Below are 24,520 nucleotides of genomic sequence, written 5' to 3'. Positions count from 1 at the left end.
ACTTTTTAGGTAGAGTTCATTCATGGAGACCATGGAGACCGAGACGGCCACGCGCTGGCTGACCGACGCGGAGCAGTGCGCCTGGCGCACCCACCTGGACGTCAGCCGGCTCCTCATGCACCAGCTGGAAAAGGATCTCCAGCCCTTCGGGCTCACCAACAACGACTACGAGATCCTCGTGAACCTCTCGGAGTCGCAGGACCACCGGATGCGCATGAGCGACCTCGCGACCGCCACCCTGCAGTCGAAGAGCCGGCTGTCGCACCAGATCACGCGGATGGAGACGGCGGGCCTGGTCCGCCGGGTCAACTGCGAGTCCGACCGCCGCGGCCTGTACGCGGTGCTCACGGACGAGGGCATGGAGACCATGCGGAAGGTCGCCCCGCACCACGTGGCGTCCGTCCGACGGCACTTCATCGACCTGCTGTCGCCGGAGGCCCTGGCGGCGCTGCGCGCCTCGCTGACCCCGGTCGCGGAGCACCTGCGCGGCACCCGCGGCAAGGTCTGAGCCGGGCGCTCCGCGCGCCCCTCGGGGCGGCGGGCCGGACAGGGGGTGGTGTCCGCCCGCGGACGGCCGCTGCCGAGCACCCGTGAGCGCGGCTCCGGCGCCCGGCCCGTACGGCGTGCCGTACGGGCCTGCGGTGTGCCCCGGCAGGCTCGGCCGGAGGCGGGGACCGGGGGCTCTCAGGCCTCCGTGAGGGTCGCCAGGAGGGCGTCGGCGGCCGCGTACGGGTCCAGGTCGCCCTCGGCGACCCTGGCGGCCAGCGCGCCGAGGTGGGCGTCACCGTGGACGTCCGCCATCCGTGCCCGCAGCGCCGTCACGGCGATCGTCTCGACCTCCCGCGCGGCTCGGGCCGCGCGCCGCTCGGCCAGTACCCCGCGCTCGTCCATCCACGCCCGGTGCTTCTCCAGCGCCTCGACGACCTCGTCGATGCCCTGGCCGCGGGCGGCGACCGTCTTCACGATCGGCGGCCGCCAGTCGTCCCTGCCGCGCGCCTCGCCCAGCCCCAGCATGTGGTTCAGCTCCCGGGCGGTCGCGTCCGCGCCGTCCCGGTCGGCCTTGTTGACCACGTACACGTCGCCGATCTCCAGGATTCCCGCCTTCGCGGCCTGGATCCCGTCGCCCATCCCGGGCGCCAGCAGCACCACCGAGGTGTCGGCCTGCGAGGCGATCTCCACCTCCGACTGCCCGACCCCGACCGTCTCGACGAGGATCACGTCGCAGCCGGCCGCGTCCAGGACCCGGATCGCCTGCGGCGCGGCCCACGCGAGCCCGCCCAGGTGGCCGCGGGTGGCCATGGATCGGATGTAGACCCCCGGGTCGGAGGCGTGGTCCGACATCCGTACGCGGTCGCCGAGCAGCGCCCCGCCCGAGAAGGGCGAGGACGGGTCGACGGCGAGGACGCCCACGCGCTTGCCGGCCCGTCGGTAGGCGGACACCAGCGCCGAGGTCGACGTCGACTTGCCGACGCCCGGCGACCCGGTCAGGCCCACCACGTACGCCCCGCCCGTCAGCGGGGCCAGCGCGGCCATCACCTCGCGCAGCTGCGGGGACGCCCCCTCGACCAGCGAGATCAGCCGGGCCACCGCCCTCGGCCTGCCCTCACGCGCCTGGGCCACCAGCTGGGGGACGTCCACCGCCGTCATACGTGCTGCGCTCCTCGGTTCTCGTACGGGATACGTGGGGGCCGCCGGGCCGGTTGCGGGCCCGGCGGCCGGGCCGCCTACTTGGCGACGCGGACGATCAGCGCGTCGCCCTGGCCGCCGCCGCCGCACAGCGCGGCCGCGCCGACCCCGCCGCCGCGGCGCTTGAGCTCCAGCGCCAGGTGCAGCACCACGCGGGCGCCGGACATGCCGATCGGGTGGCCCAGGGCGATGGCGCCACCGTTGACGTTCACCTTTTCCGGGGTCACGCCCAGGTCCTTCATTGACTGCACGGCGACGGCGGCGAAAGCCTCGTTGATCTCGATGAGGTCCAGGTCGGACACCTCCAGGCCCTCCTTCTTCAGGGCGTGCAGGATCGCGTTCGACGGCTGCGACTGGAGGGAGTTGTCCGGGCCGGCCACGTTGCCGTGGGCGCCGATCTCCGCGATCCACTCCAGGCCGAGCTCCTCGGCCTTGGCCTTGCTCATCACGACCACGGCGGCCGCGCCGTCGCTGATCTGCGAGGAGGTGCCGGCGGTGATCGTGCCGTCCTTGGCGAAGGCGGGACGCAGCTTGCCCAGGGACTCCACCGTGGTCTCGGGGCGGATGCCCTCGTCGGTGGAGAAGATCACCGGGTCGCCCTTGCGCTGCGGGATCTCCACCGGGGTGATCTCGGCCTCGAAGACGCCGTTCTTCCGGGCGGCGGCCGCGCGCTGGTGGGAGGCCGCCGCGAACTCGTCCTGCGGGGCGCGCTCGATGCCCAGGCGGGTGTTGTGCTTCTCGGTGGACTCGCCCATCGCGATGTTCTCGAAGGCGTCCGTGAGGCCGTCGTAGGCCATCGCGTCCAGCATCTCCACCGCGCCGTACTTGTAGCCGTCGCGGGACTTCGGCAGCAGGTGCGGGGCGTTGGTCATCGACTCCTGCCCGCCCGCGACCACGATGTCGAACTCACCGGCGCGGATCAGCTGGTCGGCCAGCGCGATCGCATCCAGGCCCGAGAGGCACACCTTGTTGATGGTCAGGGCGGGCACGTTCATCGGGATGCCGGCCTTGACCGCCGCCTGGCGGGCCGGGATCTGGCCCGCGCCGGCCTGGAGCACCTGGCCCATGATCACGTACTGGACCTGGTCGCCGGAGATCCCGGCCCGCTCCAGCGCGGACTTGATGGCGAAGCCGCCGAGGTCGGCACCCGAGAAGGACTTCAGCGAGCCGAGCAGCCGCCCCATGGGCGTGCGGGCCCCGGCGACGATCACGGAAGTGGTGTTGTTCGATCCGGACATGAGGCACAGCCCCTTGGATGAGGAGTGAACGAGGGTTTACGTGAATGTACTGGGCGGTACCGCAGCGGTCACCGGGCAGCCGGTGTGATCGCGCGCACGTTGCGTGACGACCCCCTTCGGCGGTGCACTGTCCCCATGCTGACAAGAATCGACCACATCGGGATCGCCTGCTTCGACCTGGACAAGACTGTCGAGTTCTACCGTGCCACGTACGGCTTCGAGGTGTTCCACTCCGAGGTCAACGAGGAGCAGGGCGTCCGCGAAGCCATGTTGAAGATCAACGAAACCTCCGACGGCGGCGCCTCCTACATCCAGCTCCTGGAGCCCACCCGCGAGGACTCCGCGGTCGGCAAGTGGCTCGCCAAGAACGGCGAGGGCGTGCACCACATCGCCTTCGGCACCGAGGACGTCCGGGGCGACTCGGAGGCCATCCGCGGCAAGGGCGTCCGCGTGCTCTACGACCAGCCCCGCACCGGTTCGATGGGCTCCTCGATCACCTTCCTGCACCCCAAGGACTGCCACGGAGTCCTGACCGAACTGGTCACCTCGAACCCCGACCATTGATGGACCACTGATGGCCCGATTCCCCGGCCGGTAGAGTGGCCATGGCTCGGCCGGGGTTCGGTGCGGAGAGGGTCGGGGCCTGTGACCCCTGCCCCGGTATCTGACACCATTCCCCCGGGGGCGTCGTTCAGCGGGCGAGCGATGCTCATTGGAGTGAGCTTGCGACCAGGGGACGGATGGGACCGCGCTGTGCGGGGCTACGAAAGCCAGGAGAGCCATCAGGCCGAGGCCGACCATCTCTCGCGCTTCGAGGCCGAGATGGAGCGGCTGAAGAAGGAACGCGGGAAGGCCGTCCAGCACGCTGAGGACCTGGGTTACCAGGTCGAGGTGCTGCGCGCCAAGCTCCACGAGGTACGCCGGGCCCTCGCGTCCCGTCCTGCCTACGACGGCGCGGACATGGGCTACCAGGCGGAGCAGCTGCTCCGCAACGCCCAGATCCAGGCCGACCAGATGCGCTCCGACGCCGAGCGCGAGCTGCGCGACGCCCGGGCGCAGACCCAGCGCATCCTGCAGGAGCACGCCGAGCACCAGGCGCGCCTGCAGGCCGAGCTGCACAGCGAGGCCGTCAACCGGCGCCAGCGGCTGGACCAGGAGCTCAACGAGCGCCGCCAGACCGTCGAGGCGCACGTGAACGAGAACGTGGCCTGGGCCGAGCAGCTGCGCGCCCGTACCGAGGCCCAGGCGCGCCGCCTCATGGAGGAGTCCCGCGCCGAGGCCGAGCAGTCCCTGAACGCGGCCCGCGCCGAGGCCGCCCGGGTCGCCGAGGAGACCCGGCGCCGGATGGCCTCCGACGCCGAGGCCGCCCGCGCGGAGGCCGAGGCCACGCTGCTGCGCGCCCGCAAGGAGGCCGAGCGGCTGCTGACCGCCGCCTCCACGCAGGCGCAGGAGGCCACCCAGCACGCCGAACGGCTGCGTTCCACCACCTCCGCCGAGGCCGAGCAGACCCGGCAGCAGACCCTCGACCTCGGCCGGATCGCCGAATCCCGCGCGCAGGAGGCCGAGTCCGCGCTGCGCGAGGCCCGCGCCGAGGCCGAGAAGGTCCTCGCGGAGGCCAAGGAGAGCGCCGCGCGGCAGCTGGCGTCGGCGGAATCCGTCAACGAGCAGCGCACCCGCACCGCCAAGGAGCAGGTCGCCCGGCTGGTCGGCGAGGCCACCAAGGAGGCCGAACTCCTCAAGGCCGAGGCCGAGCAGACCCTGGCCGACGCCCGCGCGGACGCCGAACGGCAGCGCGCGGAGGCCGGCCAGCAGGCCCGTACCGCCGCGGCCGAGGACATGGCGGCGCAGCTGGCGAAGGCCGCCCGTACCGCCGAGGACGTACTGAACAAGGCCTCGGAGGACGCCCGGGCCACCACCCGGGCAGCGTCCGAGGAGGCCGAGCGGATCCGCCGCGAGGCCGAGTCCGAGGCCGACCGGCTGCGCCTGCAGGCCGCGGCCACGGCCGACGAGCTCAAGGGCGCCGCGAAGGACGACACCGAGGAGTACCGGGCCCGTACGGTCGAGCTCCAGGAGGAGGCCCGGCGGCTGCGCGGCGAGGCCGAGCAGCTGCGTGCGGAGGCCGTCGCCGAGGGCGAACGGATCCGCGGCGAGGCCCGCCGCGAGGCGGTCCAGCAGATCGAGGAGGCGGCCAAGACCGCCGAGGAACTGCTCGGCAAGGCCAAGTCGGACGCGGACGAGCTGCGCGCCGGGGCGACCGCCGAGAGCGAGCGGGTCCGTGCCGAGGCCGTCGAGCGGGCCGGCACCCTGCGCAAGCAGGCCGAGGAGACCCTGGAGCGGACCCGCGCCGAGGCCGAGCGGCTGCGCGGCGAGGCCGAGGAGCAGGCCGAGTCGGTCCGCGCCGAGGCGGACGCGGCGGCGCTCGCACGGCGCGAGGAGACCGAGCAGGCACTGGCCGCGAAGCGCGCCGAGGCCGACGAGGAACTGGTACGGCTGCACACGGAGGCCGAGGGCCGGCTGGCCACGGCCGAGCAGACGCTGCGCGACGCCCGTACCGCCGCGGAGAACATCCGCCGCGAGACGACCGAGGAGAACGACCGGCTGCGCGCCGAGTCGGCGGAACGCATCCGCACGCTCCGGACACAGTCCGAGGCCGAGGCCGACCAGCTGCGCACCGAGGCGGCGCAGGACGCCGGCCGGGTGCGCGCCGAGGCCGAGCAGGTGGCCGTACGGCTGCGCGGCGAGGCCGAGGCCGAGGCGGAGCGCGTGCGCTCCGAGGCCCAGGAGACCGCGGACCGGCTGCGCGCGGAGGCGAAGGCGGCGGCCGAGCGGGTCGCCGCCGAGGCCGCCGAGGCGCTGGCCGCCGCGCAGGAGGAGGCCACCCGGCGCCGCCGGGAGTCCGAGGAGACCCTGGCGTCGGCCCGTACCGACGCCGACCAGGAGCGGGCGCAGGCCCGCGAGCAGAGCGAGGAGCTGCTGGCCGCGGCCCGCCGCCGCTCGGAGGAGGCGCAGGCCGAGGCGGCCCGCCTGACCGAGGAGGCCGAGAGCCGCGCCTCGGAGCTGGTGTCGGCGGCCGAGGCCACCGCCCAGCAGGTGCGCGACGCCGTGGCCGGGCTGCACGAGCAGGCCGAGGAGGAGATCTCCGGGCTGCGCAGCGCCGCCGAGCACGTGGCGGAGCGGACGAAGACGGAGGCCGAGGAAGAGGCCGCCCGGGTCCGCGCCGACGCCCACGCGGAGCGGGAGCGGGCCACCGAGGACGCGGCCCGCATCCGTACCGAGGCGCGCGCCGAGACGGACGCGGCGAAGGCGCTGGCGGAGCGGACCGTCGGCGAGGCGATCGCCGAGGCGGAGCAGCTGCGCGCCGACACCGCCGAGTACGCCCAGCGGCTGCGGACCGAGGCCACGGACGCGCTGGCCGCCTCCGAGCGGGACGCCGCCCGTACCCGGGCCGACGCCCGCAACGACGCGAACCGTATCCGCGGCGAGGCGGCGGAGTCCCTGGAGGCCGCCCGCACCGAGGGTGCCCGGATCACGGCCGAGGCCTCGGCGGAGGCCGAGCGGCTGACCGAGGAGACCCGCGCGGCGAACGCGGCCACGGTCGCCGACGCCGAGGCGGAGGCGGAGCGGATCACCGCGGAGGCGGCGGAGGTCGCCGAGGCCACCCGCACCGCGGCCGCGGCCACGCTGGACGAGGCGCGCGCCGAGGCCAACCGGCTGCGCACCGAGGCCGCGGAGCAGGTCGACCGGCTCATCACCGAGGCCTCGGCGGAGGCGGACCGCCTCATCGAGGAGACCCGCGCGGCGAACGCGGCCACCGTGGGCGAGGCGGCGGCCGAGGCCGAGCGCCTCACCACCCAGGCGGCCCGGCTGAAGTCGCAGGCGGCCGAGACGCTGGCGGGCGCCGAACGCGACGCCGCGAAGATCATGGTCGACTCGCGTGCCGAGGGCGACCGGCTCATCGACGAGACCCGGGTGGCCAACGAGGCCACGGTCGGCGAGGCCGCGGCGGAGGCCGCGCGGCTGCGTGCGGACGCGGACCGGGTCCTGGAGGACGCCCGCGCGGAGGGCGGCCGGATCATCGGCGAGGCCACCGCGGAGGCGGACCGCGTCACGGCCGCGGCGGGCGAGACCCTCGCCGGCGCCGAGCGCGACGCCGAACAGACGCTGGACGAGGCGCGCGCAGAGGCGAACCGGCTGCGCGCCGAGGCGGCCGAGCAGGCGGACCGGCTCATCACGGAGGCGGCGTCCGAGGCGGACAAGCTCACGGAGCAGACCCGCAAGGACAACGAGCGCACGCTCGGCGAGGCGGCGACCGAGGCGGAGCGGCTGCGTGCCGACGCCTCCGAGGCGCTGTCCTCGGCGCAGGAGCACGCGACCCGTACCCGGTCGGAGGCCGAGCGGGTCAAGGCGGAGGCCGCGGCCGCGGCGGAACGTACCCGCGCGGAGGCCCGCAAGGAGTCCGAGCGGCTGCTGGACGAGGCCCGCGAGGAGGCGAACAAGCGCCGCAGCGAGGCGGCGGAGCAGGTCGACCGGCTCATCACCGAGGCGGCGACGGAGGCCGACAACCTCACCGTCGAGGCGCAGAAGCAGGCCCTCGCCGCCACCACGGCGGCCGAGGAGCAGGCCGACGCCATGGTCGACGCGGCCCGCAAGGAGGCGGCGCGGATCACCTCGGAGGCCACCGTCGAGGGCAACTCCCTGGTGGAGAAGGCCCGTACGGACGCCAACGAGCTGCTGGTCGGCGCGCGCACGGACGCCGCCGCCATAAGGGAACGGGCGGAGGAGCTGCGCGGCCGTGTCGAGGGCGAGGTCGAGGAGCTGCACGAGCGGGCCCGCCGGGAGTCGGCCGAGCAGATGAAGTCGGCCGGCGAGCGCGTGGACAAGCTGGTGCGCGCGGCGACCGAGCAGAGCGTCGAGGCCGAGGCGAAGGCCAAGGAGCTGCTGTCGGACGCGAGCAGCGAGGCGAGCAAGGTGCGCATCGCCGCCGTCCGCAAGGCGGAGGCGCTGCTCAAGGAGGCCGAGCAGAAGAAGGCGGAGCTGGCCCGGGAGGCCGAGAGCGCGCTGGCGGAGGCCAAGGCGGAGGCCGAGCGCCTCGTCGAGGAGGGCCGCCGTGAGCTGGAGGTCCTGGTCCGCAGGCGGCAGGACATTCAGGGAGAGATCTCCCGTGTCCAGGACGTTCTTGAGGCGTTGGAATCATTCGAGGCGCCTTCGGGCGGCGGGAAGCCGACGGTCGGCGGGCAGGGCGCGGGGGGCGCCAAGGCCGGAGTGACAGCGGGATCCACTCGTTCGGGTGGCAAGTCGTCGGAGGGCTAGCCAAGGGGACCTGGATGTGTGCACCTGATGAAGGTTCAGGCGAACGGGTGACAAGCATTCCGCCGCCTTGCCACTCAAAAGGGGTGTCATTGTCCAGATCAAACGCGGATTGACTCGATGACACGCCGTCTGGGCGCCTAGGATTCCCCTTAACACCTCACGTAGCACCTCATCGGTCTCATTCGACAGGAACCCCATGAGCGACACTTCCTCCCCCTTCGGCTTCGAGCTCGTGCGGCGTGGTTATGACCGCGGTCAGGTGGACGACCGCATTACCAAGCTGGTCTCCGACCGCGACAGCGCCCTTGGACGTATCAACTCTCTGGAAAAGCGGATCGAGGAGCTGCACCTCGAGACGCAGAACGCCCAGGCCCAGGTGAACGACGCGGAGCCGTCGTACGCGGGTCTCGGCGCCCGGGTCGAGAAGATCCTGCGGCTGGCCGAGGAGGAGGCGAAGGACCTGCGCGAGGAGGCCCGTCGCGCGGCCGAGCAGCACCGTGAGCTCGCCGAGTCGGCCGCCCAGCAGGTGCGCAACGACGCCGAGTCGTTCGCGGCCGACCGGAAGTCGAAGGCGGAGGACGAGGGCGTCCGCATCGTCGAGAAGGCCAAGGGCGACGCCGCCACCCTGCGCGCCGAGGCCCAGAAGGACGCGGCCTCCAAGCGCGAGGAGGCCGACGCGCTGTTCGAGGAGACCCGCGCCAAGGCCGCCCAGGCCGCCGCGGACTTCGAGACCAACCTGGCCAAGCGCCGTGAGCAGTCGGAGCGCGACCTGGCCTCCCGTCAGGCCAAGGCCGAGAAGCGCCTCGCGGAGATCGAGCACCGCGCCGAGCAGCTGCGCCTGGAGGCCGAGAAGCTGCGTACGGACGCCGAGCGCCGGGCCCGCCAGACCGTGGAGACCGCGCAGCGCCAGGCCGAGGACATCGTGGCCGACGCGAACGCCAAGGCGGACCGCATCCGCAGCGAGTCCGAGCGCGAGCTGGCGGCGCTCACCAACCGCCGCGACTCGATCAACGCGCAGCTGACCAACGTCCGCGAGATGCTGGCGACGCTCACCGGTGCGGCCGTCGCGGCGGCCAACCCGATCGCGGACGACGAGCCCGTCACCCGCGGCGTGCCGGCACAGCAGAGCCGCTAGCGCGCAGGCACTACCTGCCGGTAGCGAAAGAGCCTGATCGAGGGCCCTATGTCACCCGTTCGAGGTGGCGTAGGGCCCTCGGGCGTTCTAGCGTGTCGGCATGATCGAGCTCGAGGGACTCACGAAACGATTCGGCGCCAAGACCGCCGTCAACAACCTCAGCTTCCAGGTCAGACCGGGGGTGGTGACCGGCTTCCTCGGCCCCAACGGGGCGGGCAAGTCCACGACCATGCGCATGATGCTCGACCTCGACAATCCGACGAGTGGTCAGGTCCGGATCTACGGGAAGCGCTACCGGGAACTCCAGGAACCGCTGAAGCACGTAGGAGCACTGCTGGACGCGAAGGCCATGCACGGCGGCCGCAGCGCGTACAACAACCTGCTCTGCCTGGCCCAGTCGAACGGCATCCCCGAGCGCCGGGTCGGCGAGGTGCTGGACCTGGTCGGCCTGACCCCCGTGGCCAGGAAGAAGTCCAAAGGATTTTCACTCGGCATGGGACAACGGCTGGGAATCGCCTCCGCTTTGCTGGGCGATCCGCAGATCCTCATGTTCGACGAACCCGTCAACGGTCTGGACCCCGAGGGAATTCTCTGGATCCGCAATCTGATGAAGGGCCTGGCGGCGGAGGGTCGCACGATCTTCGTCTCCTCCCACCTGATGAGCGAAATGGCCCTGACCGCGGACCATTTGATCGTGATCGGTCAAGGAAGGCTGTTGGCCGATACCTCTATGGCTGATTTCATTCACCAGAACTCCCGCAGTTACGTCCGCATGCGTTCACCGCAGCAGGAGCGGCTCAAGGACGTCCTGCACGAGGCCGGGATCGACGCCGTCGGCGTCCCCGCCACCGGCACGCTGGAGATCGACGGCGTGGGCGCCGAGCAGCTCGGCGAGCTGGCCGCCCGGCACCGGATCGTGCTGCACGAACTCAGCCCGCAACGGGCTTCACTGGAGGAAGCGTTCATGCGCATGACGGCGGACTCCGTCGAGTACCACTCCCACGCACCGGGCGCACCCGGTGCGGCGGGCGACAACCCGGCCCGGCCGGCCGACGTCCCCGCCGGGGGCGCCGGCTTCGGCTCCGCCGACGCCGCGCGCAAGGGCGGGCGGTGACCATGGCCTTCACCGCCGTCCTCACTTCCGAGTGGACCAAGATCCGCACCGTCGCCTCCACCAGCTGGACACTCGCCGTGGCCATGATCGTCACCGTCGGCTTCGGCGCCCTGATCTCCGTCGCGGCCGCGTCCGGCCTCGACAGGATGAGCGCGCTCGAACGGGCCACCTTCGACCCGACCCTGGTGAGCTTCACCGGGATGCAGTTCGGCCAGCTGGCGATGATCGTCTTCGGTGTCATGGTGGTCAGCACCGAATACAGCACGGGCATGATCCGCACCTCGCTGGCCGCCGTGCCCGCCCGGGCCGGCTTCCTGTTCGGCAAGCTCACCGTGGCCACGGCCCTGGCCCTGCTGGTCGGACTGCTGACCAGCTTCGTGTCCTTCTTCGTCGGGCAGGCGATCCTGGGCGACCACGGCACCGGCCTCGGTGCGGAGAACGTCCTGCGTGCGGTGATCGGCGCCGGCGTGTACATGGCGCTGCTGGCGCTGTTCTCCATGGGCGTGGCCGCCATGCTGCGCAGCTCGGTCGCCTCGATCAGCATCCTGATCCCGTTCTTCCTGATCGTCTCCAACGCCCTCAACGCCTTCGAGGCGACCCGCACATACGGCCAGTACCTGCCGGACGCGGCCGGATCGAAGATCGTTCAGGTCGTGCCGGACGCCTTCGGCGGGACCGATGCCCCCTACGGTCCGTGGGGCGGACTCGGGATCATGCTCCTGTGGGTGGCCGCCTCGGTACTCGGGGGCTACCTCGTCCTCAGGAAGAGGGACGCCTGACGGCCCGCCCCCTCCGGAAGGACTACGGGTCATGCCAGGGTCGGCCTCGGGGACGGGTCAGGGATCCGGCCCGGGACGGAACCGGAGGATCCTCGTTATCCTCTTAACCCTTACGCGGGCGAGAGTCGTCCCGGCCTGGTAAGGGGCAGCAAGATGATCGAGGCAGTCGGCCTGACCAAGCGCTACGGCGCCAAGACCGCCGTCGACCAGTTGTCCTTCCAGGTCAAGCCGGGTCACGTGACGGGCTTCCTGGGGCCCAACGGCTCCGGGAAGTCCACGACCATGCGCATGATCCTCGGGCTCGACCGGCCCACTTCCGGTCAGGTCACGATCAACGGCCGGCCCTTCCGGGAGCTGCCGAACGCCCAGCGGCACGTCGGGGCCCTGCTCGACGCCAAGGCCGTGCACGGCGGCCGCCGGGCCCGTACCCACCTGCTGTCCATCGCCCAGCTCTCCGGGATCCCGGAGAAGCGGGTGGACGAGGTGCTGGCCGTGGTCGGCCTCCAGGACGCCGCCCGGCAGCGCACGAAGGGCTTCTCGCTCGGCATGGGCCAGCGCCTCGGCATCGCCACGGCGCTGCTCGGCGACCCCCAGGTGCTGCTGTTCGACGAGCCGGTCAACGGGCTCGACCCGGAGGGCATCCTCTGGGTCCGCAACCTCATGCGCCGGCTCGCCGCCGAGGGCCGTACCGTCTTCGTCTCCTCCCACCTGATGAGCGAGATGGCGCTGACCGCCGACCACCTGATCGTCATCGGCCGCGGACGGCTGCTGGCCGACATGGGGACGCAGGAGTTCATCGCGCACAATTCGGCCGGATTCGCTCGGGTGCGTGCGGCCGACACCGATCCCGATGGCCGGGACACGTTGGGCAAGGCCCTCGCCGGTGCGGGCGGCCGGGTCCTCCAGGAGCCCGACGGGGCACTGCGCGTGACCGGGCTGGAGCTCCCCCGCATCTCGGACCTCGCGCACGGGGTGGGCGTACGGCTGTGGGAGCTGTCCCCGCACCGGGCCTCGCTGGAGGAGGCGTACATGCGGATGACCCAGTCCGCCGTCGAGTACACCTCCACCGAGGACCCGCGGGCCGAGCTGTGGGAGCAGGACCCGCTGGCCCTCCCGGCCTGGGAGGACGAGCCGGCCGCCCCCGAGGTCCCGCAGGCGGGCTTCTTCGCCCCGCCCCCGCCCGGAGCGGGCGGGAAGCCCTTCCTGATGCCCAGCAATCCCGGCGAGCTCGCGAGCACCGCCAAGGACTCCACCGAGGACCCCCGATGACCGTGACCCCGACGACCACGACGCCGGACCGGCCGCGGAGCTACACCTCCCCGCTGCCCTCGCCGCGGCCGCACCTGGGACACGCCCTCGCCTCGGAGTGGACCAAGCTGATCTCGATCCGCTCCACCCTGTGGACGCTGGGCTCGCTCGTGGTGACCGTCGTCGGTGTCGGGATGCTCTTCGTCTCGCAGACCACGGACCGGGACTACGAGTCCATCTCCTTCACCACGCCCGCCCTCTTCGGCCTGATGGTCGGCCAGGTCGCGGTGATGGTCCTCGGTGTGCTGACGATCGCCTCGGAGCACGCCACCGGCCTGGTGCGGACCACGTTCACCGCCGCCCCGGACCGCTTCCGTGTGCTGACCGCGAAGTACCTGGTCTTCAGCGTCACGGCCTTCGTCGCCACCGCGCTGTCCGTCTTCGTGGTCGGGATCGCCGCCTCCCTCGCCCACGGCGGGGCGGCTTCCGGTCCGCACACGGCCGACGAGTGGCTGGGCGCCGTGGCCGGCTGCCTCTACGTCACCCTGCTCGGCGTGCTCGCCCTCGCGATCGGCGCACTGGTGCGGCATTCCGCGGGGGCGATCGCCGTCATGCTGGGCGTGGTCACCCTGCCGCCGGTGCTGGGGGCCATGCTCATCGTCTGGGAGGCCGTCGCCCCCATCGGGCGGGAGATCCTCCAGCGCAACGTGCCCGTCGCGCTGAGCCAGCTGTTCGGCATGCGGGAGGGCGGCGACCTGGGCGCGGCGCCCAGCAACTTCTCCAACGTGCTGATCATCCTGTTGATCACGGGAGCGACCGTGGCCGCCTCGTACGTCGTCGTCGGCCGCCGCGACGTCTAGGGGGTGTCCGGCGGGATCCGTCGCCGGGGGTCAGTACTTCGGCGCGTTGCGGGACCGCTGCACCTTCGTGGTGCGGCGGTCCTTCGCGTTCCAGCAGGACTTGTGCCAGTGCCGCCGGTCGTCCACGCCGCCGTACTCCGGCCACGCCACCAGGTGCGGGGTGCCGGAGGGGATCTCCTGGTCGCAGCCGGGGCAGCGGTAGCGCTTGCCGGCCGCGCTCGCGCCCGCGACGTGTCTGACCTTCCAGTCCTCGCCCTGGTACTCCTCGGTGCGCTCCAGCCCGAAGCGGTCCAGACCGATGCCGGGGCGGTCTTCCGGGTTCTCGCCGCCCCTGGGGCGGTTGTTGCGCGGTGACACGTATACCTCACGGATGGGCCGACGGCAGTGACTTTCTTCCAGACTACGCGCAGCGAGGCCGGGTACCCGCAGGGTGTCTACGGGGTGGACGGGCCGATGGCCGGGACTGGCCCGACAATCCCAATAACTTTCCTGTCAGCCCGTGCCTTTGGCACGTGTCAGACGTTGTTGCCATAGGAAGAACCGGCTCACCTGGGGGAGGCCGCGTCAGCCGCGAGGAGGCAAAAGGCGATGCGCGTAGGAGCGTTTGTACTGGCGGCCCAGTTCCCGGGCCAGGGACAGGGCGAGGCACTGCACCGGGCGGTGCGTACCGCGGAGGTGGCCGAGGAGGCCGGGCTCGACTCGGTCTGGCTGGCCGAGCACCACTTCGTGCCGTACGGGGTCTGCCCGTCGGCGGTGACCCTGGCGGGCCTGATGCTGGGCCGGACCCGCCGGCTGCGGGTGGGCACGGCGGTGAGCGTGCTGCCGAGCACGCATCCGGTGGCCCTCGGGGAGCAGGCGGCCCTGCTGCACATGGCCTCGGGCGGCCGTTTCACCCTCGGCGTGGGCCGCGGCGGGCCGTGGGTCGACCTGGAGGTGTTCGGGGGCGGCCTGGACGCCTACGAGAACGGCTTCCCGGAGGCCCTGGACCTGCTGCGGCGATGGCTCACCGAGGCGCGGGTGGGCGCCGACGGCGAGCGGTACTCCTTCCGCGAGGTGGCCGTCGTACCGCAGCCGTCGGAAGCACTGGACGGGGACGGATCGGCCCCGGAGGTCATCGTGGCCTGCACCTCGCCGTCGTCGGTGCGGATGGCCGCGCGGCGGGGGCTGCCGATGCTGCTGGGCATGCACTGCGGCGACGAGAACAAGGCCGAGATGGTGGCGCTGTGGCGCAGCACGGCGCTCGCGGCGGGCCACTCCCCCGAGCACGTGGCCGCGGCCGGGCACGTCTCCGCGGGCGTGTGCCAGATCGCGGACAGCGCCGCGGACGCGCGCGAGACCCTGCTGAAGGCCATGCCGGGCTGGCTCCGGCTGGGCCTGGACGCGCACGTGACCGTGGACGGCCGCGTACGCGCGATGCGGGATCCGGTCGCATACACGGAACTGCTCTGCGACCTGCACCCGGTGGGCACCCCGGAGCTTGCGGCGGACCGTCTGGAGGCGACCTCCGCACGCACCGGGATCACTCGCTTCGCCCTCCTGACGGAGGGCTCCGGAGACCTCGCCGCGACGGAGGAGAACGTACGACGACTGGGCGTCGAGGTCCTGCCCCGTCTCGGCTGAGATCTACCGGCTGCGGCCCTGCTCAGCAGTCGCGCAGTTCCGGCGACTGGTTGAGCAGCTGGCCGCGGATCGAAGTGAACTTGGCCAGCCTGTCGTCCACCGAGGGATCCAGCGGGAAGACCGCCACCCGGTGACAGTTCTGGAACGCCAGGCGCACTCCGAAGTGCCGCTGCAGCGCACCGCGTATCGCGTCACTCGCGAGTGCGCGCAACAGCTGCCCGCGCGCCTGCTCGTCGGGCGGCGGCGTCTGGTTGTCGGCGAACTGTCCGCCGTCCACCTTCAGCTGGGCCACCAGCGAGCTGATCATCTCCCATGCGTAGGGCAGGGAGGTCCGGACGCAGTCGACGAAAGCGGCTTCGTCGACCTCGCCTCGCTCGGCCTGTTCGAGTAGGGCCGGTGAGACGTCGAGCGACATGGGTTCTCCTCTCGCGACCCCGGCTGACTGGTTGCCGGAGTCTTACGGGCAGGGAAGGAGATCGCGACGCAGAGTGCACGCTCGACGACCTCCCGCTCACCACGGTAGGCGCCCCATGGGTGACGCACCAGGAGAATGCGCATACAACGCGCCATCGGCGAACGGGGCTTTCAGGGGCGAATCGCGTGGAGGGCCCTGGGTCGAGTAGCGTTGCCGACCATGCGTCTCGTGATTGCCCGCTGCTCCGTCGACTATGCGGGCCGGCTCACCGCCCATCTGCCCTCGGCACCCCGTCTGATCCTCGTGAAGGCCGACGGCAGTGTCTCGATCCACGCGGACGACCGGGCGTACAAACCGCTCAACTGGATGTCGCCTCCGTGCACCCTCAAAGAGGGGAGCGGTGACGACGCCGGTGTGTGGACGGTCGTCAACAAGGCGGGCGAGAAGCTCATCATCACCATGGAAGAAGTGCTCCACGACTCCTCCCACGAGCTCGGCACCGACCCGGGGCTCATCAAGGACGGCGTCGAGGCACACCTCCAGGAGCTGCTCGCCGACCGCATCGAAACGCTGGGCGAGGGCTACAGCCTGATCCGGCGCGAGTACATGACGGCGATCGGCCCGGTCGACATCCTGTGCCGGGACGCCTCGGGCGCCACGGTGGCCGTGGAGATCAAGCGCCGCGGCGAGATCGACGGAGTGGAGCAGCTGACCCGCTACCTGGAGCTGCTCAACCGCGACCCGCACCTGGCCCCGGTCCGGGGCGTCTTCGCCGCGCAGGAGATCAAGCCGCAGGCGAAGGTGCTGGCGACGGACCGCGGGATGGACTGTGTGGTCCTGGACTACGACGCGCTGCGCGGCATCGAGGACGACAAGCTCCGCCTGTTCTGACCGGTACCGGCCCGCAAGACGCAACGGCTCCGTCCTCGCGGACGGAGCCGTTGCGCGTTCAGGGGCTGGTGACCGGCGAGGTGGCGGTGGCCGTGCCCGTCCCGGTCCCGGTACCGGTCTCCGTGGGCGACGGCGCGACGGTCTCCGTGGGCTGCTGGGTCGGCGCCTGGGAGGTCGCCGAGGGCGAAGAGGACGTCGGCGCCTGGGAGTTCGGGGCCGTCGTGGACGGGCGCTTGGACGGGGTCCGGCCGGGCGTGCGGCCGGGGGCCGGGGAGGCGCTCACGCCCGCGGCCGGGACCGTGGCGTCCTGCGAGGGCGCCGTCGCGGGAGGCTCCGGCGCAGGACCCGTCCCTCCGGTCTGCCGGGCCGTCGTGGGCGTCCCCGGGGTGTCCGGCGTCGAGGACACGGCCGGCCCCTGCGCGGGCGGCTCGGCGTCCGAGGAGCTCATCGCGAGGCTCACGACGGTGCCCAGTGCCACCACCGTCAGCGCTCCCGCCGCGACCAGCAGGACGCGCTTGCGGCGGCCGGCGTCCCGGCCGGGCGGCGCGGCCGGGGCGGGCAACGGGCCGGCCGCCGTGGGCCCGTCCTGCTTCGGCGACAGCGGGAAGGCGTCCTCGAACACCGCCGAGAGCGTCGTGGGCGGCTCCGTGCCCCGGGTCACCGGCACCACCGGGGTCATCCGCGTGACCGCCTCGGCGGAGACGGGCACCGCCGGGCCGGCGGGGGCCGCGGGCGCCGCAGAGGCCGGCGCCGAGGGCGCGACGGCCGGTGCCGGCCGGGCGGCGGGCATCTTGCGGGTGGCGGGCACGGCCGGCGTCGTCCGGGTGGCGGTGGTCTTACGGGCGGCCGGGGTCGCCACGGTCGCCGCCTCGGTCGCCGGCGTCACCGCCTCGGTCGCCGGCGTCGCCGACCCGGCGGCCGGGGTCGCCACGGTCACGGCCTCCGAGGCCGCCGAGGGCGTTCCGGGCGCCTCCAGCCGCAGCGGCGGCGACGCGGCCCCCGCCGCCTCGCGGTCCACGACCAGTGCCAGTGCCCGCCGGCCCGCCACGGTGCCCCGCTTGTCGGCGAGCGCGCCCCGCAGTCCGATCGAGGTCTCCAGCTCGGCGCGGGCCCGGTCCAGGCGCCCCTCGCACAGGGCGAGCACCCCGAGTTCGTGGTGGAAGTACGCCTGCTCGGCGACCTCGCCCGCCTTGCGCGCGGCCTCGGCTCCCGAGCGCAGCACCCGCTCCCAGGCCTCCCAGTGCAGCGAGGCCGCGAAGGCGGGAGCGGCCGTACGCGCCAGCACGGCCGCGGCCACCACGTCCGCGCCGGCCAGCGCCGCGAGCACGGCGTCCGCCTCCGCCGCCACCCGCTCCGGTACCACCGAGGCGTGCCCGGTCCACCAGGCGTAGTGCCGGGCGGCCGTACGGGCCTCCTCCGACACGGTCTCCGCGTAGCCGACGTCCTCCAGCTGGCGTGCGACGCCGGTGGCGAGCCGGTAGCGGCTTCCGACGGGCGTCAGCAGCCCGCAGGCCAGCAGTTCCGCAACCGCCGTGTCGGCGTGGGTGTCGCCCACGAGCGCCGGCAGGTGGGTGTGGTGCGGCAGCTCGCCGCCCAGCGCGCACGCGATCCGCAGGGCCGCTCGCGCCGACTCGCTGACCCGCGAGGCCAGCAGCTCCGCCGGGGCCGCGCCCTCGGCGAGCGTCGGCAGCGGCACCACTGCGTTGTCGCGCGGGCGCTCCTCGAAGACCCCGGGCTCCTCCTCGTCGTCGTCCTCGTCGCCGTGGTTGAGCTCGTCCCGCTGCCGCAGCATGGCGGCGGCCTGTACGAAGCGCAGCGCGAGCCCCTCGGAGGCGAACCGCAGGTCTTCCGCCCAGGCGGTCTCCTCGTCCGTCAGGGGGCGTCCCACGCCCGCCTCCAGCAGGGCCACGCAGTCGGCCCGTCCGAGGCCGGTGAGGAAGACCTCCTCGATGTGGGAGTCGTCGGAGGGGGCCTTGGTGTCGGGGGTGGCCGCCAGCAGGTAGGCGCATTCGGGGGTCGCGCGCAGCAGCTCGTCGAGGGCGCTCCCGCCCATCTCCAGGTCGTCGAGGAGGACGACGGCCCCGATGTCGCGCACGCGGGCGAGCAGCACGTCCTGTTCGGGACGTTCCCGCGGGGCCTCGTAGACGGCCGCGTAGAGCGCGTGGAGCAGTTCCCCGGGCTGCTGGTGTCCGTAGCCGCTGAGGCGGACGATGCCGTCGGGCGCGAGGCCCGTGCAGCGGGTGGCGACCGCGTCGAGCAGTGCGCTGCGTCCGGATCCGGAGGGCCCGGTCAGGCGTACGGAGCGGCCGCGGCCCAGGAGCCGGACGAGCCGCTCCAGCTCCTCGTCCCGTGCGAGCAGGGGCCGGGCGGATATCGCGGGGCCCGGCAGTACGGGCGGGCGGGCGGCCATGTCCCGGGCCGCGCGGGCGGCGGCGTCGCGCTTGGCGGGGCGCCCGCGTTCGGTACCGGGCCGCAGCGGTTCGATCTCGCTGCCGTCGACGGGGTTGACGGTCAGGGTGAAGTCTCCGGCGGTCAGGGTGACCACCCGCGCGGGACCGGCGGAGGCGGGCGACGTCGGCCGGGGGGACCCGGCTGCGGAGGCGGGAGCCGGCGACGCGGGGCCGCCCCTGGCCTGCTCGCCCTGCCCGTTCTGCCCCTGTGTACGGTCCATGACCCACTCCCCCGATCGCGGGCCGCGCGCCTCGCCGTCGTGCCTCCCGGCCGTCGCGCTCCCGCTGTCGCCACTGGTCCGGTTTCCGCCCGAACCCTAGACCGTGGCCGGGCGTGCGGGAAACCGCAGGGGCACGATCACCACCGGACCGTTACTTTCTGCAGGAAATGCAAAGGTCAGCGGCTTGCGGATCGGACCTTGTGTCAGACGCGGGGCAGGGACTCGGCCTCCAGGCCGCCCTCGATCGCGAGGATCCGGTGCAGCCGGGTCGCCACGAGCAGCCGCTGCATCTGCGGCGGCACCCCGCGCAGGACGAGCCGGCGTCCGGTCCGGCCGGCCCTCCGGTGCGCGCCCATGATCACGCCGAGGCCGGTCGCGTCCCAGGAGTCGAGCCCGGTGAGGTCGAGCACGAGGTCGCCCTGCCCGTCGTCGAGGGCGGTGTGGAGGGCCGTACGGGCGTCCGCCGCGCTGCGCACGTCGAGGCGGCCCCCGACAGCGAGTTCGGCGTGGTCGCCCCTGATGTGCATGTGTACTCCCGGCAGTACTGCGTACGTATCAACTGGTCCGTGGTCGGCAACTCTCACTGCAACTGACTGCCGCGCGGGCAGCGAAGTTGCCGACCGTGAGCGAACCGATACCTAATTCACCCTGACGGGTGAAGGCATTCGAACGATGGCGCTCGGTGGCTGAACCGTTCTCAGTGCTTGTAGAAGCCCTGGCCGCTCTTGCGGCCGATGTCCCCGGCGTCGACCATGCGGCGCATGAGCTCCGGCGGCGCGAACTTCTCGTCCTGGGACTCGGTGTAGATGTTGCTGGTGGCGTGCAGCAGGATGTCGACGCCCGTGAGGTCGGCGGTGGCCAGCGGCCCCATGGCGTGCCCGAAGCCGAGCTTGCAGGCGATGTCGATGTCCTCGGCGGAGGCCACGCCCGATTCGTACAGCTTGGCGGCCTCGACGACCAGCGCGGAGATCAGACGGGTCGTCACGAAGCCCGCGACGTCGCGGTTGACGACGATGCAGGTCTTGCCGACGGACTCGGCGAACGCGCGGGTGGCGGCGAGGGTCTCGTCGCTCGTCTTGTAGCCGCGGACGAGCTCGCACAGCTGCATCATCGGGACGGGCGAGAAGAAGTGCGCGCCGACGACCCGCTCCGGACGCTCCGTCACGGCCGCGATCTTGGTGATCGGGATGGCGGAGGTGTTGGAGGCCAGGATGGTGTCCTCGCGCACGATCTTGTCGAGGGCGCGGAAGATCTCGTGCTTGATCTCGATCTTCTCGAAGGCCGCTTCCACCACGATGTCGACGTCGGCGGCCGCGTCCAGGTCCGTGGTGGTCGTGATGCGCGCGAGCGCCGCCTCGGCGTCCTCGGCCGTCAGCCTGCCCTTGGAGACGAACTTGTCGTACGAGGCCTTGATCCCGTCCGTGCCCCGAGTCAGCGCGGCGTCGGTGACATCGCGCAGCACGACGTCCCATCCCGCCTGAGCCGAGACCTGAGCGATCCCGGAACCCATCAGTCCCGCACCGATGACGGCGAGCTTCCCAGCCACTGCACACCCCTCGTTGTTCTCAAATACGGCACGGCTTCGTAGCCACTCCGGCGGAGACTAGCGAACGGGGGGTGCGGTGTGACCGCGAAGTAACACGCGTCACGTCTCAGATGACGGACATCACACCGGTACGGCCCAGCAGCCCTGCCCCGCCGCCCAGTTCATGTGACGTGGGTCCCCACGCACCGTCCGGCCAGTGCGCGCAGCCGGCGCAGCTGCCCGCGCGCGACGCCCGGGCGGCCGAGTTCGACGGCCATGACACCGCGGCCCGCGAGGTAGTGGGCGTCCGCCCTGACCTGCGCGTCCGCCTGGGGCAGCGCACAGATCTGCCGCTGCAGGAAGCGGAGCTGCTGCAGGAGGTCGCGGGCCGTGGTGACGTGCGCCGACCCGGGCCCGTGCTCCGCGCGCAGCGCGTCCTTGGCGTAGTCCCAGACCCGTGCGTCGTGCTCGGCCGCGCCCGGTTCCCCCGGATGGTGCGGGTGCCCGGCCCACCGGGCGGCGTGCTCGCGCAGGTCGTCGACATGGCCGAGGGCCTCCCCCAGGCGCCCGGCGGCCACCGCCGCCCGCCCGGCCGCGGCGCACTCGGCCGGTTCGGCGAGGTGGTCCGGGCCCGGCGCGTGCCGGGTGGCGAGGAAGCCCGCCAGGAGGTCGATCTGCTGGGCGGCCTCGGCCAGCCGCCACAGGTAGTACGTCTCGGCCACGCGGCCCCTTTCCGGCTCCCGGGGCTCCTGCGACCCCATCGGACAGTACGCGGGCAGCGCCGACCGCACCCGGAATTTCCCCGGCGGGCCCGTCTACCCTGGCCGCATGGTGAACCTCACGCGCATCTACACCCGTACCGGCGACAAGGGCACGACCGCCCTGGGCGACATGAGCCGCACGGCCAAGACCGATCTGCGGATCTCCGCGTACGCCGACGCCAACGAGGCCAACGCGGCCATCGGGACGGCCATCGCCCTCGGCGCCCTGCCCGCGGAGGTCGTGAAGGTCCTGGTCCGGGTGCAGAACGACCTCTTCGACGTCGGTGCGGACCTGTGCACCCCGGTGGTCGAGAACCCGGAGTACCCGCCGCTGCGCGTGGAGCAGTTCTACGTCGACAAGCTGGAGGCCGACTGCGACGTGTTCCTGGAGCAGGTGGAGAAGCTGCGCAGCTTCATCCTGCCGGGAGGCGCCCCCGGCGCGGCCCTGCTGCACCAGGCGTGCACGGTGGTCCGGCGTGCCGAGCGGTCGACGTGGGCGGCGCTGGAGGTGCACGGCGAGACGATGAACCCACTCACCGCCACATACCTCAACCGCCTCTCCGACCTCCTGTTCATCCTGGCCCGGGTGGCCAACAAGGAGGTCGGGGACGTGCTGTGGGTGCCGGGCGGCGAGCGGTAGCCCGCACGGGGCGCGGCGGCCGTCAGCGAGATTCAACCGGCGAGCGCCGGTCCTCCTCCGCGTCGGCCGGAGCCTTGCTCGGCCACACCGTGTAGGCGACGGCGACGAGGGCGTGGATGCCGACCACGCGCAGGGCGCCGGCCTGCCAGGCGCGGAGCGAGCTGATGTCGCCCGCATCTCCGACGTACCAGATCGCCGCCTGGAGCAGGACGAGGGCGACGGCGGCGCCGAGGACGGTGCGGGCCCACAGCTTCCACTCGTGGACGGCCCGCGCCTTCCCGTATCCGGCGCCGGCCGGCTTGGGCCCGCCGGCCAGGCGGTGGGCGGCGTGCCCGTCGAGCCACTTGACCGTGTAGTGCCCGAAGGCGACGGTGTAGCCGATGTAGAGCGCGGCGAGTCCGTGCTTCCAGTCCGGTTCGGCGCCGTTCTTGAGGTCGATCGTGGTGACGATCAGCAGGATCAGCTCCATCAGCGGCTCGCACAGCAGGACCGCGGCCCCCAGGCGGGGCATCTTCGCGAGGTAGCGAAGGCCCAGCCCCGCCGCCAGCAGGACCCAGAAGCCGACCTCGCAGGCGATGATCAGAGCGACGATCACGGGATTCTCCGTCCGCTCGGGTGCGTCGTTCCCCCTCAGCCTCCCGTCCGCCGGCGGCCGATACGTCGTCGCCATTGACCATGTGTGCCTGCATCCTTCGATGTAGCCGCGGCTCGGCCGCTCCGCCGACGTGCGGGGGCCGTGCACCCTGTTGGATGGGACCGTGATCGAGAAGAGCCTGCGCCCCCACCGTGACGACGTCCTCCTCGCGGCCGTCAGCGTGGCCGCGGGCCTGGCGTTCTGGTCGCTCGGGGTCTACAGCAGCCCCGGGCGCGGCTCCCTGCCTGCCTGGGCCGCCCTGGTGCCCCTCGTGGCGCTCGGTGCGATGGAGCTGCTGCGGCGCACCGCCCCGCGGGTGACCCTGATCGTCGGCACCGTGGGGGTGATCGCCGACCAGTTCACCGTCGGCAGCCTCGCCACCGTCGTGATCTTCACCGACCTGATGTACGCCGCCGTCGTCTACGGAAAACCGGCCATGGCCCGGCGGCTCCCAGTCACCACCGGCCTGATCACCGTCGTCATCACGATCGCCTCGCTGGCCTGGCTGCGCACCCCGCAGGCCCTGCTGATCGGCGCGGTCACCGGCATCGTGAGCTTCGCCCCGGCCCTGACGGGGGCCACTTTGCGCAACCACCGCGAGGCCGCCGAGGCCGCCCGGCTGCGCGCCGAGCAGACGGCGCTGCTGGCCGAGATGGACCGCAGCCAGGCCGTGGCCGCCGAGCGCGCCCGGATGGCCCGCGAGTTGCACGACATGGTGGCCAACCACCTCTCCGCCATCGCCATCCACTCCACCGCCGCGCTCTCCATCGGCACGGCCGAGACCAGTCGGGAGGCGCTCGGGGTGATCCGCGAGAACAGCGTGCAGGGGCTGGCCGAGATGCGCCGCCTGATCGGGCTGCTGCGCGATGCCGGGGGCGACCAGGAGCCGGTGGCGGTGCCCTCGCTGGACGGCCTCGACGCCCTGATCGGGCAGGCCGGGACCAACGGCTCGGCGAGCGGGCTGACCTTCGTCCTGCACGACGACCGGCGCTCCGGGGAGCCGGCGGCGGCCCCGGTGGAGCTGGCGGCGTACCGGATCGTCCAGGAGTCCCTGACCAACGCCCTCAAGCACGCCGCCCCGGGCACGGTCACGGTCCGTGTGGCGCATGAGGACGGGCTGCTGAGCGTGGTGGTGGATTCGCCCTACGGGGACCGCCCCGGCCCCCGCGCGCCCGGTTCGGGCGCCGGCCTGATCGGCATGAGGGAGCGGACGGAACTGCTGGGCGGGGAGTTCACGGCGGGCCGGGCCGGCACCGTCTGGCACGTGCGGGCGATCCTGCCCGCCGAGGAGAAAGCGGTGGAGATGTGACCATCCGGGTGGTGGTGGCCGAGGACCAGGCCGCGGTGCGGGCCGGGCTGGTGCTCATCCTGCGCAGTGCGGGCGACATCGAGGTGGCGGGCGAGGCGGGCGACGGTGAGGAGGCGGTGCGCCTGGCCCGCGAGCTGCGGCCGGATCTCGTCCTCATGGACGTGCAGATGCCCCGGCTCGACGGGGTGTCCGCGACCCGCCAGGTCGTCGAGGAGGGCCTGGCGGACGTGCTGGTGCTGACCACCTTCGACCTCGACGAGTACGTCTTCGGGGCGCTGCGGGCGGGCGCCGCGGGCTTCCTGCTGAAGAACGCGGACGCGGCCGAGCTGATCGAGGCGGTACGGACCGTCGCGCGCGGGGAGGGGCTGATCGCCCCGGCGGTGACCAGGCGGCTGATCGCCGAGTTCGCCGCGCCGCGCCCGGCGCGGACCGCCCCTGCACCCGAGCGGGCGGCGGCGGTCGCCTCCCTCACGCGGCGCGAGCGGGAGGTGCTGGGCGCACTGGGCGAGGGCCTGTCGAACGCCGAGATCGCCGAACGCCTGGGCATGGCGGAGGCGACGGCGAAGACGCACGTCAGCCGCCTGCTGGGCAAGCTGGAACTGCGCAGCAGGCTCCAAGCGGCGGTGCTGGCCCAGGAGTTGGGGATCTGACGGACGACGGGCGGCACCGGTCTGGACCTCTTGA

The 24,520-nt window shown here is 72.8% G+C and carries 22 protein-coding genes; 13 read left to right on the top strand and 9 right to left on the bottom strand.

Going from position 1 to position 24,520, the window contains the following annotated elements; all coding sequences use genetic code 11:
• Positions 1-31 precede the first annotated feature (31 nt).
• A complete protein-coding gene (locus tag NRK68_RS23635) occupies positions 32-508 on the top strand; it encodes a MarR family winged helix-turn-helix transcriptional regulator (RefSeq protein ID WP_183067458.1) in 477 nt (158 codons plus the stop codon).
• 176 nt (positions 509-684) lie between these two features.
• Here NRK68_RS23635 and meaB read toward each other — a convergent pair whose 3' ends face one another.
• Together meaB and NRK68_RS23625 are read right to left on the bottom strand one after the other, a co-directional pair.
• Positions 685-1,647, bottom strand: a complete 963-nt coding sequence (gene meaB / locus NRK68_RS23630) for a methylmalonyl Co-A mutase-associated GTPase MeaB (RefSeq protein WP_030964224.1) — start codon at positions 1,645-1,647, stop codon at positions 685-687.
• A 77-nt stretch (positions 1,648-1,724) separates the two neighbouring features.
• On the bottom strand, positions 1,725-2,924 hold the full coding sequence (locus NRK68_RS23625) for an acetyl-CoA C-acetyltransferase (protein WP_257856650.1): 1,200 nt from the start codon (positions 2,922-2,924) through the stop codon (positions 1,725-1,727).
• Between the two features lie 135 nt (positions 2,925-3,059).
• Here NRK68_RS23625 and mce point away from each other — a divergent pair, with 135 nt between their 5' ends.
• From mce to NRK68_RS23590, 7 genes are all read left to right on the top strand, one after another.
• The gene (gene mce, locus NRK68_RS23620) at positions 3,060-3,488 is read left to right on the top strand and encodes a methylmalonyl-CoA epimerase (protein ID WP_046776186.1); all 429 of its coding nucleotides are present in this window, start codon (positions 3,060-3,062) and stop codon (positions 3,486-3,488) included.
• Between the two features lie 189 nt (positions 3,489-3,677).
• Complete coding sequence (gene scy / locus NRK68_RS23615) at positions 3,678-8,234, top strand: polarized growth protein Scy (protein ID WP_183067364.1); 4,557 nt, start codon at positions 3,678-3,680, stop codon at positions 8,232-8,234.
• A 196-nt stretch (positions 8,235-8,430) separates the two neighbouring features.
• Complete coding sequence (locus NRK68_RS23610; RefSeq protein WP_030964228.1) at positions 8,431-9,369, top strand: coiled-coil domain-containing protein; 939 nt, start codon at positions 8,431-8,433, stop codon at positions 9,367-9,369.
• A gap of 100 nt (positions 9,370-9,469) precedes the next feature.
• Positions 9,470-10,483, top strand: coding sequence for an ABC transporter ATP-binding protein (locus tag NRK68_RS23605; protein ID WP_257856649.1), 1,014 nt, complete (start codon positions 9,470-9,472; stop codon positions 10,481-10,483).
• 2 nt (positions 10,484-10,485) lie between these two features.
• The gene (locus NRK68_RS23600) at positions 10,486-11,262 is read left to right on the top strand and encodes an ABC transporter permease (protein ID WP_257857908.1); all 777 of its coding nucleotides are present in this window, start codon (positions 10,486-10,488) and stop codon (positions 11,260-11,262) included.
• 153 nt (positions 11,263-11,415) lie between these two features.
• Entirely contained in the window at positions 11,416-12,531 is a 1,116-nt protein-coding gene (locus NRK68_RS23595; RefSeq protein WP_257856648.1) for an ABC transporter ATP-binding protein, read from the top strand.
• On the top strand, positions 12,528-13,370 hold the full coding sequence (locus NRK68_RS23590) for an ABC-2 transporter permease (RefSeq protein ID WP_183067361.1): 843 nt from the start codon (positions 12,528-12,530) through the stop codon (positions 13,368-13,370). The genes NRK68_RS23595 and NRK68_RS23590 overlap by 4 nt, the downstream gene beginning before the upstream one ends.
• 30 nt (positions 13,371-13,400) lie before the next feature.
• Here the strand turns inward: NRK68_RS23590 and NRK68_RS23585 are convergent, their stop codons facing one another.
• The gene (locus NRK68_RS23585) at positions 13,401-13,727 is read right to left on the bottom strand and encodes an Rv1322 family protein (RefSeq protein WP_183067360.1); all 327 of its coding nucleotides are present in this window, start codon (positions 13,725-13,727) and stop codon (positions 13,401-13,403) included.
• 231 nt (positions 13,728-13,958) lie between these two features.
• Here NRK68_RS23585 and NRK68_RS23580 point away from each other — a divergent pair, with 231 nt between their 5' ends.
• A complete protein-coding gene (locus NRK68_RS23580; protein WP_257856646.1) occupies positions 13,959-14,990 on the top strand; it encodes an LLM class flavin-dependent oxidoreductase in 1,032 nt (343 codons plus the stop codon).
• A gap of 22 nt (positions 14,991-15,012) precedes the next feature.
• On the opposite strand, the gene NRK68_RS23575 is transcribed toward NRK68_RS23580, so the two are convergent.
• The gene (locus tag NRK68_RS23575; RefSeq protein ID WP_030660337.1) at positions 15,013-15,405 is read right to left on the bottom strand and encodes an SCO5389 family protein; all 393 of its coding nucleotides are present in this window, start codon (positions 15,403-15,405) and stop codon (positions 15,013-15,015) included.
• Between the two features lie 219 nt (positions 15,406-15,624).
• Here NRK68_RS23575 and nucS point away from each other — a divergent pair, with 219 nt between their 5' ends.
• A complete protein-coding gene (gene nucS / locus NRK68_RS23570) occupies positions 15,625-16,296 on the top strand; it encodes an endonuclease NucS (RefSeq protein ID WP_183067358.1) in 672 nt (223 codons plus the stop codon).
• 58 nt (positions 16,297-16,354) lie between these two features.
• Here nucS and NRK68_RS23565 read toward each other — a convergent pair whose 3' ends face one another.
• From NRK68_RS23565 to NRK68_RS23550, 4 genes are all read right to left on the bottom strand, one after another.
• Positions 16,355-18,967, bottom strand: coding sequence for an ATP-binding protein (locus NRK68_RS23565; protein ID WP_257856644.1), 2,613 nt, complete (start codon positions 18,965-18,967; stop codon positions 16,355-16,357).
• Between the two features lie 203 nt (positions 18,968-19,170).
• A complete protein-coding gene (locus NRK68_RS23560) occupies positions 19,171-19,494 on the bottom strand; it encodes an STAS domain-containing protein (RefSeq protein ID WP_030386930.1) in 324 nt (107 codons plus the stop codon).
• Between the two features lie 170 nt (positions 19,495-19,664).
• The gene (locus tag NRK68_RS23555) at positions 19,665-20,513 is read right to left on the bottom strand and encodes a 3-hydroxyacyl-CoA dehydrogenase family protein (RefSeq protein ID WP_046776177.1); all 849 of its coding nucleotides are present in this window, start codon (positions 20,511-20,513) and stop codon (positions 19,665-19,667) included.
• A gap of 161 nt (positions 20,514-20,674) precedes the next feature.
• Entirely contained in the window at positions 20,675-21,214 is a 540-nt protein-coding gene (locus NRK68_RS23550; RefSeq protein ID WP_183067356.1) for a hypothetical protein, read from the bottom strand.
• A 106-nt stretch (positions 21,215-21,320) separates the two neighbouring features.
• Between NRK68_RS23550 and NRK68_RS23545 the strand changes: the two genes are divergently transcribed.
• Positions 21,321-21,893, top strand: a complete 573-nt coding sequence (locus NRK68_RS23545) for a cob(I)yrinic acid a,c-diamide adenosyltransferase (protein WP_183067355.1) — start codon at positions 21,321-21,323, stop codon at positions 21,891-21,893.
• Between the two features lie 22 nt (positions 21,894-21,915).
• On the opposite strand, the gene NRK68_RS23540 is transcribed toward NRK68_RS23545, so the two are convergent.
• A complete protein-coding gene (locus NRK68_RS23540) occupies positions 21,916-22,488 on the bottom strand; it encodes a hypothetical protein (RefSeq protein ID WP_183067354.1) in 573 nt (190 codons plus the stop codon).
• 166 nt (positions 22,489-22,654) lie between these two features.
• Here NRK68_RS23540 and NRK68_RS23535 point away from each other — a divergent pair, with 166 nt between their 5' ends.
• Together NRK68_RS23535 and NRK68_RS23530 are read left to right on the top strand one after the other, a co-directional pair.
• The gene (locus tag NRK68_RS23535; protein WP_373024509.1) at positions 22,655-23,836 is read left to right on the top strand and encodes a sensor histidine kinase; all 1,182 of its coding nucleotides are present in this window, start codon (positions 22,655-22,657) and stop codon (positions 23,834-23,836) included.
• Positions 23,833-24,486, top strand: coding sequence for a response regulator (locus tag NRK68_RS23530; protein WP_046776174.1), 654 nt, complete (start codon positions 23,833-23,835; stop codon positions 24,484-24,486). The genes NRK68_RS23535 and NRK68_RS23530 overlap by 4 nt, the downstream gene beginning before the upstream one ends.
• Positions 24,487-24,520 lie beyond the last annotated feature (34 nt).

It is taken from the genome of Streptomyces yangpuensis (assembly GCF_024666385.1).
GTDB lineage: Bacteria > Actinomycetota > Actinomycetes > Streptomycetales > Streptomycetaceae > Streptomyces > Streptomyces yangpuensis.
Note: the sequence above shows the minus strand (reverse complement) of the source record. Positions and strands in the feature narration are given on the sequence as shown.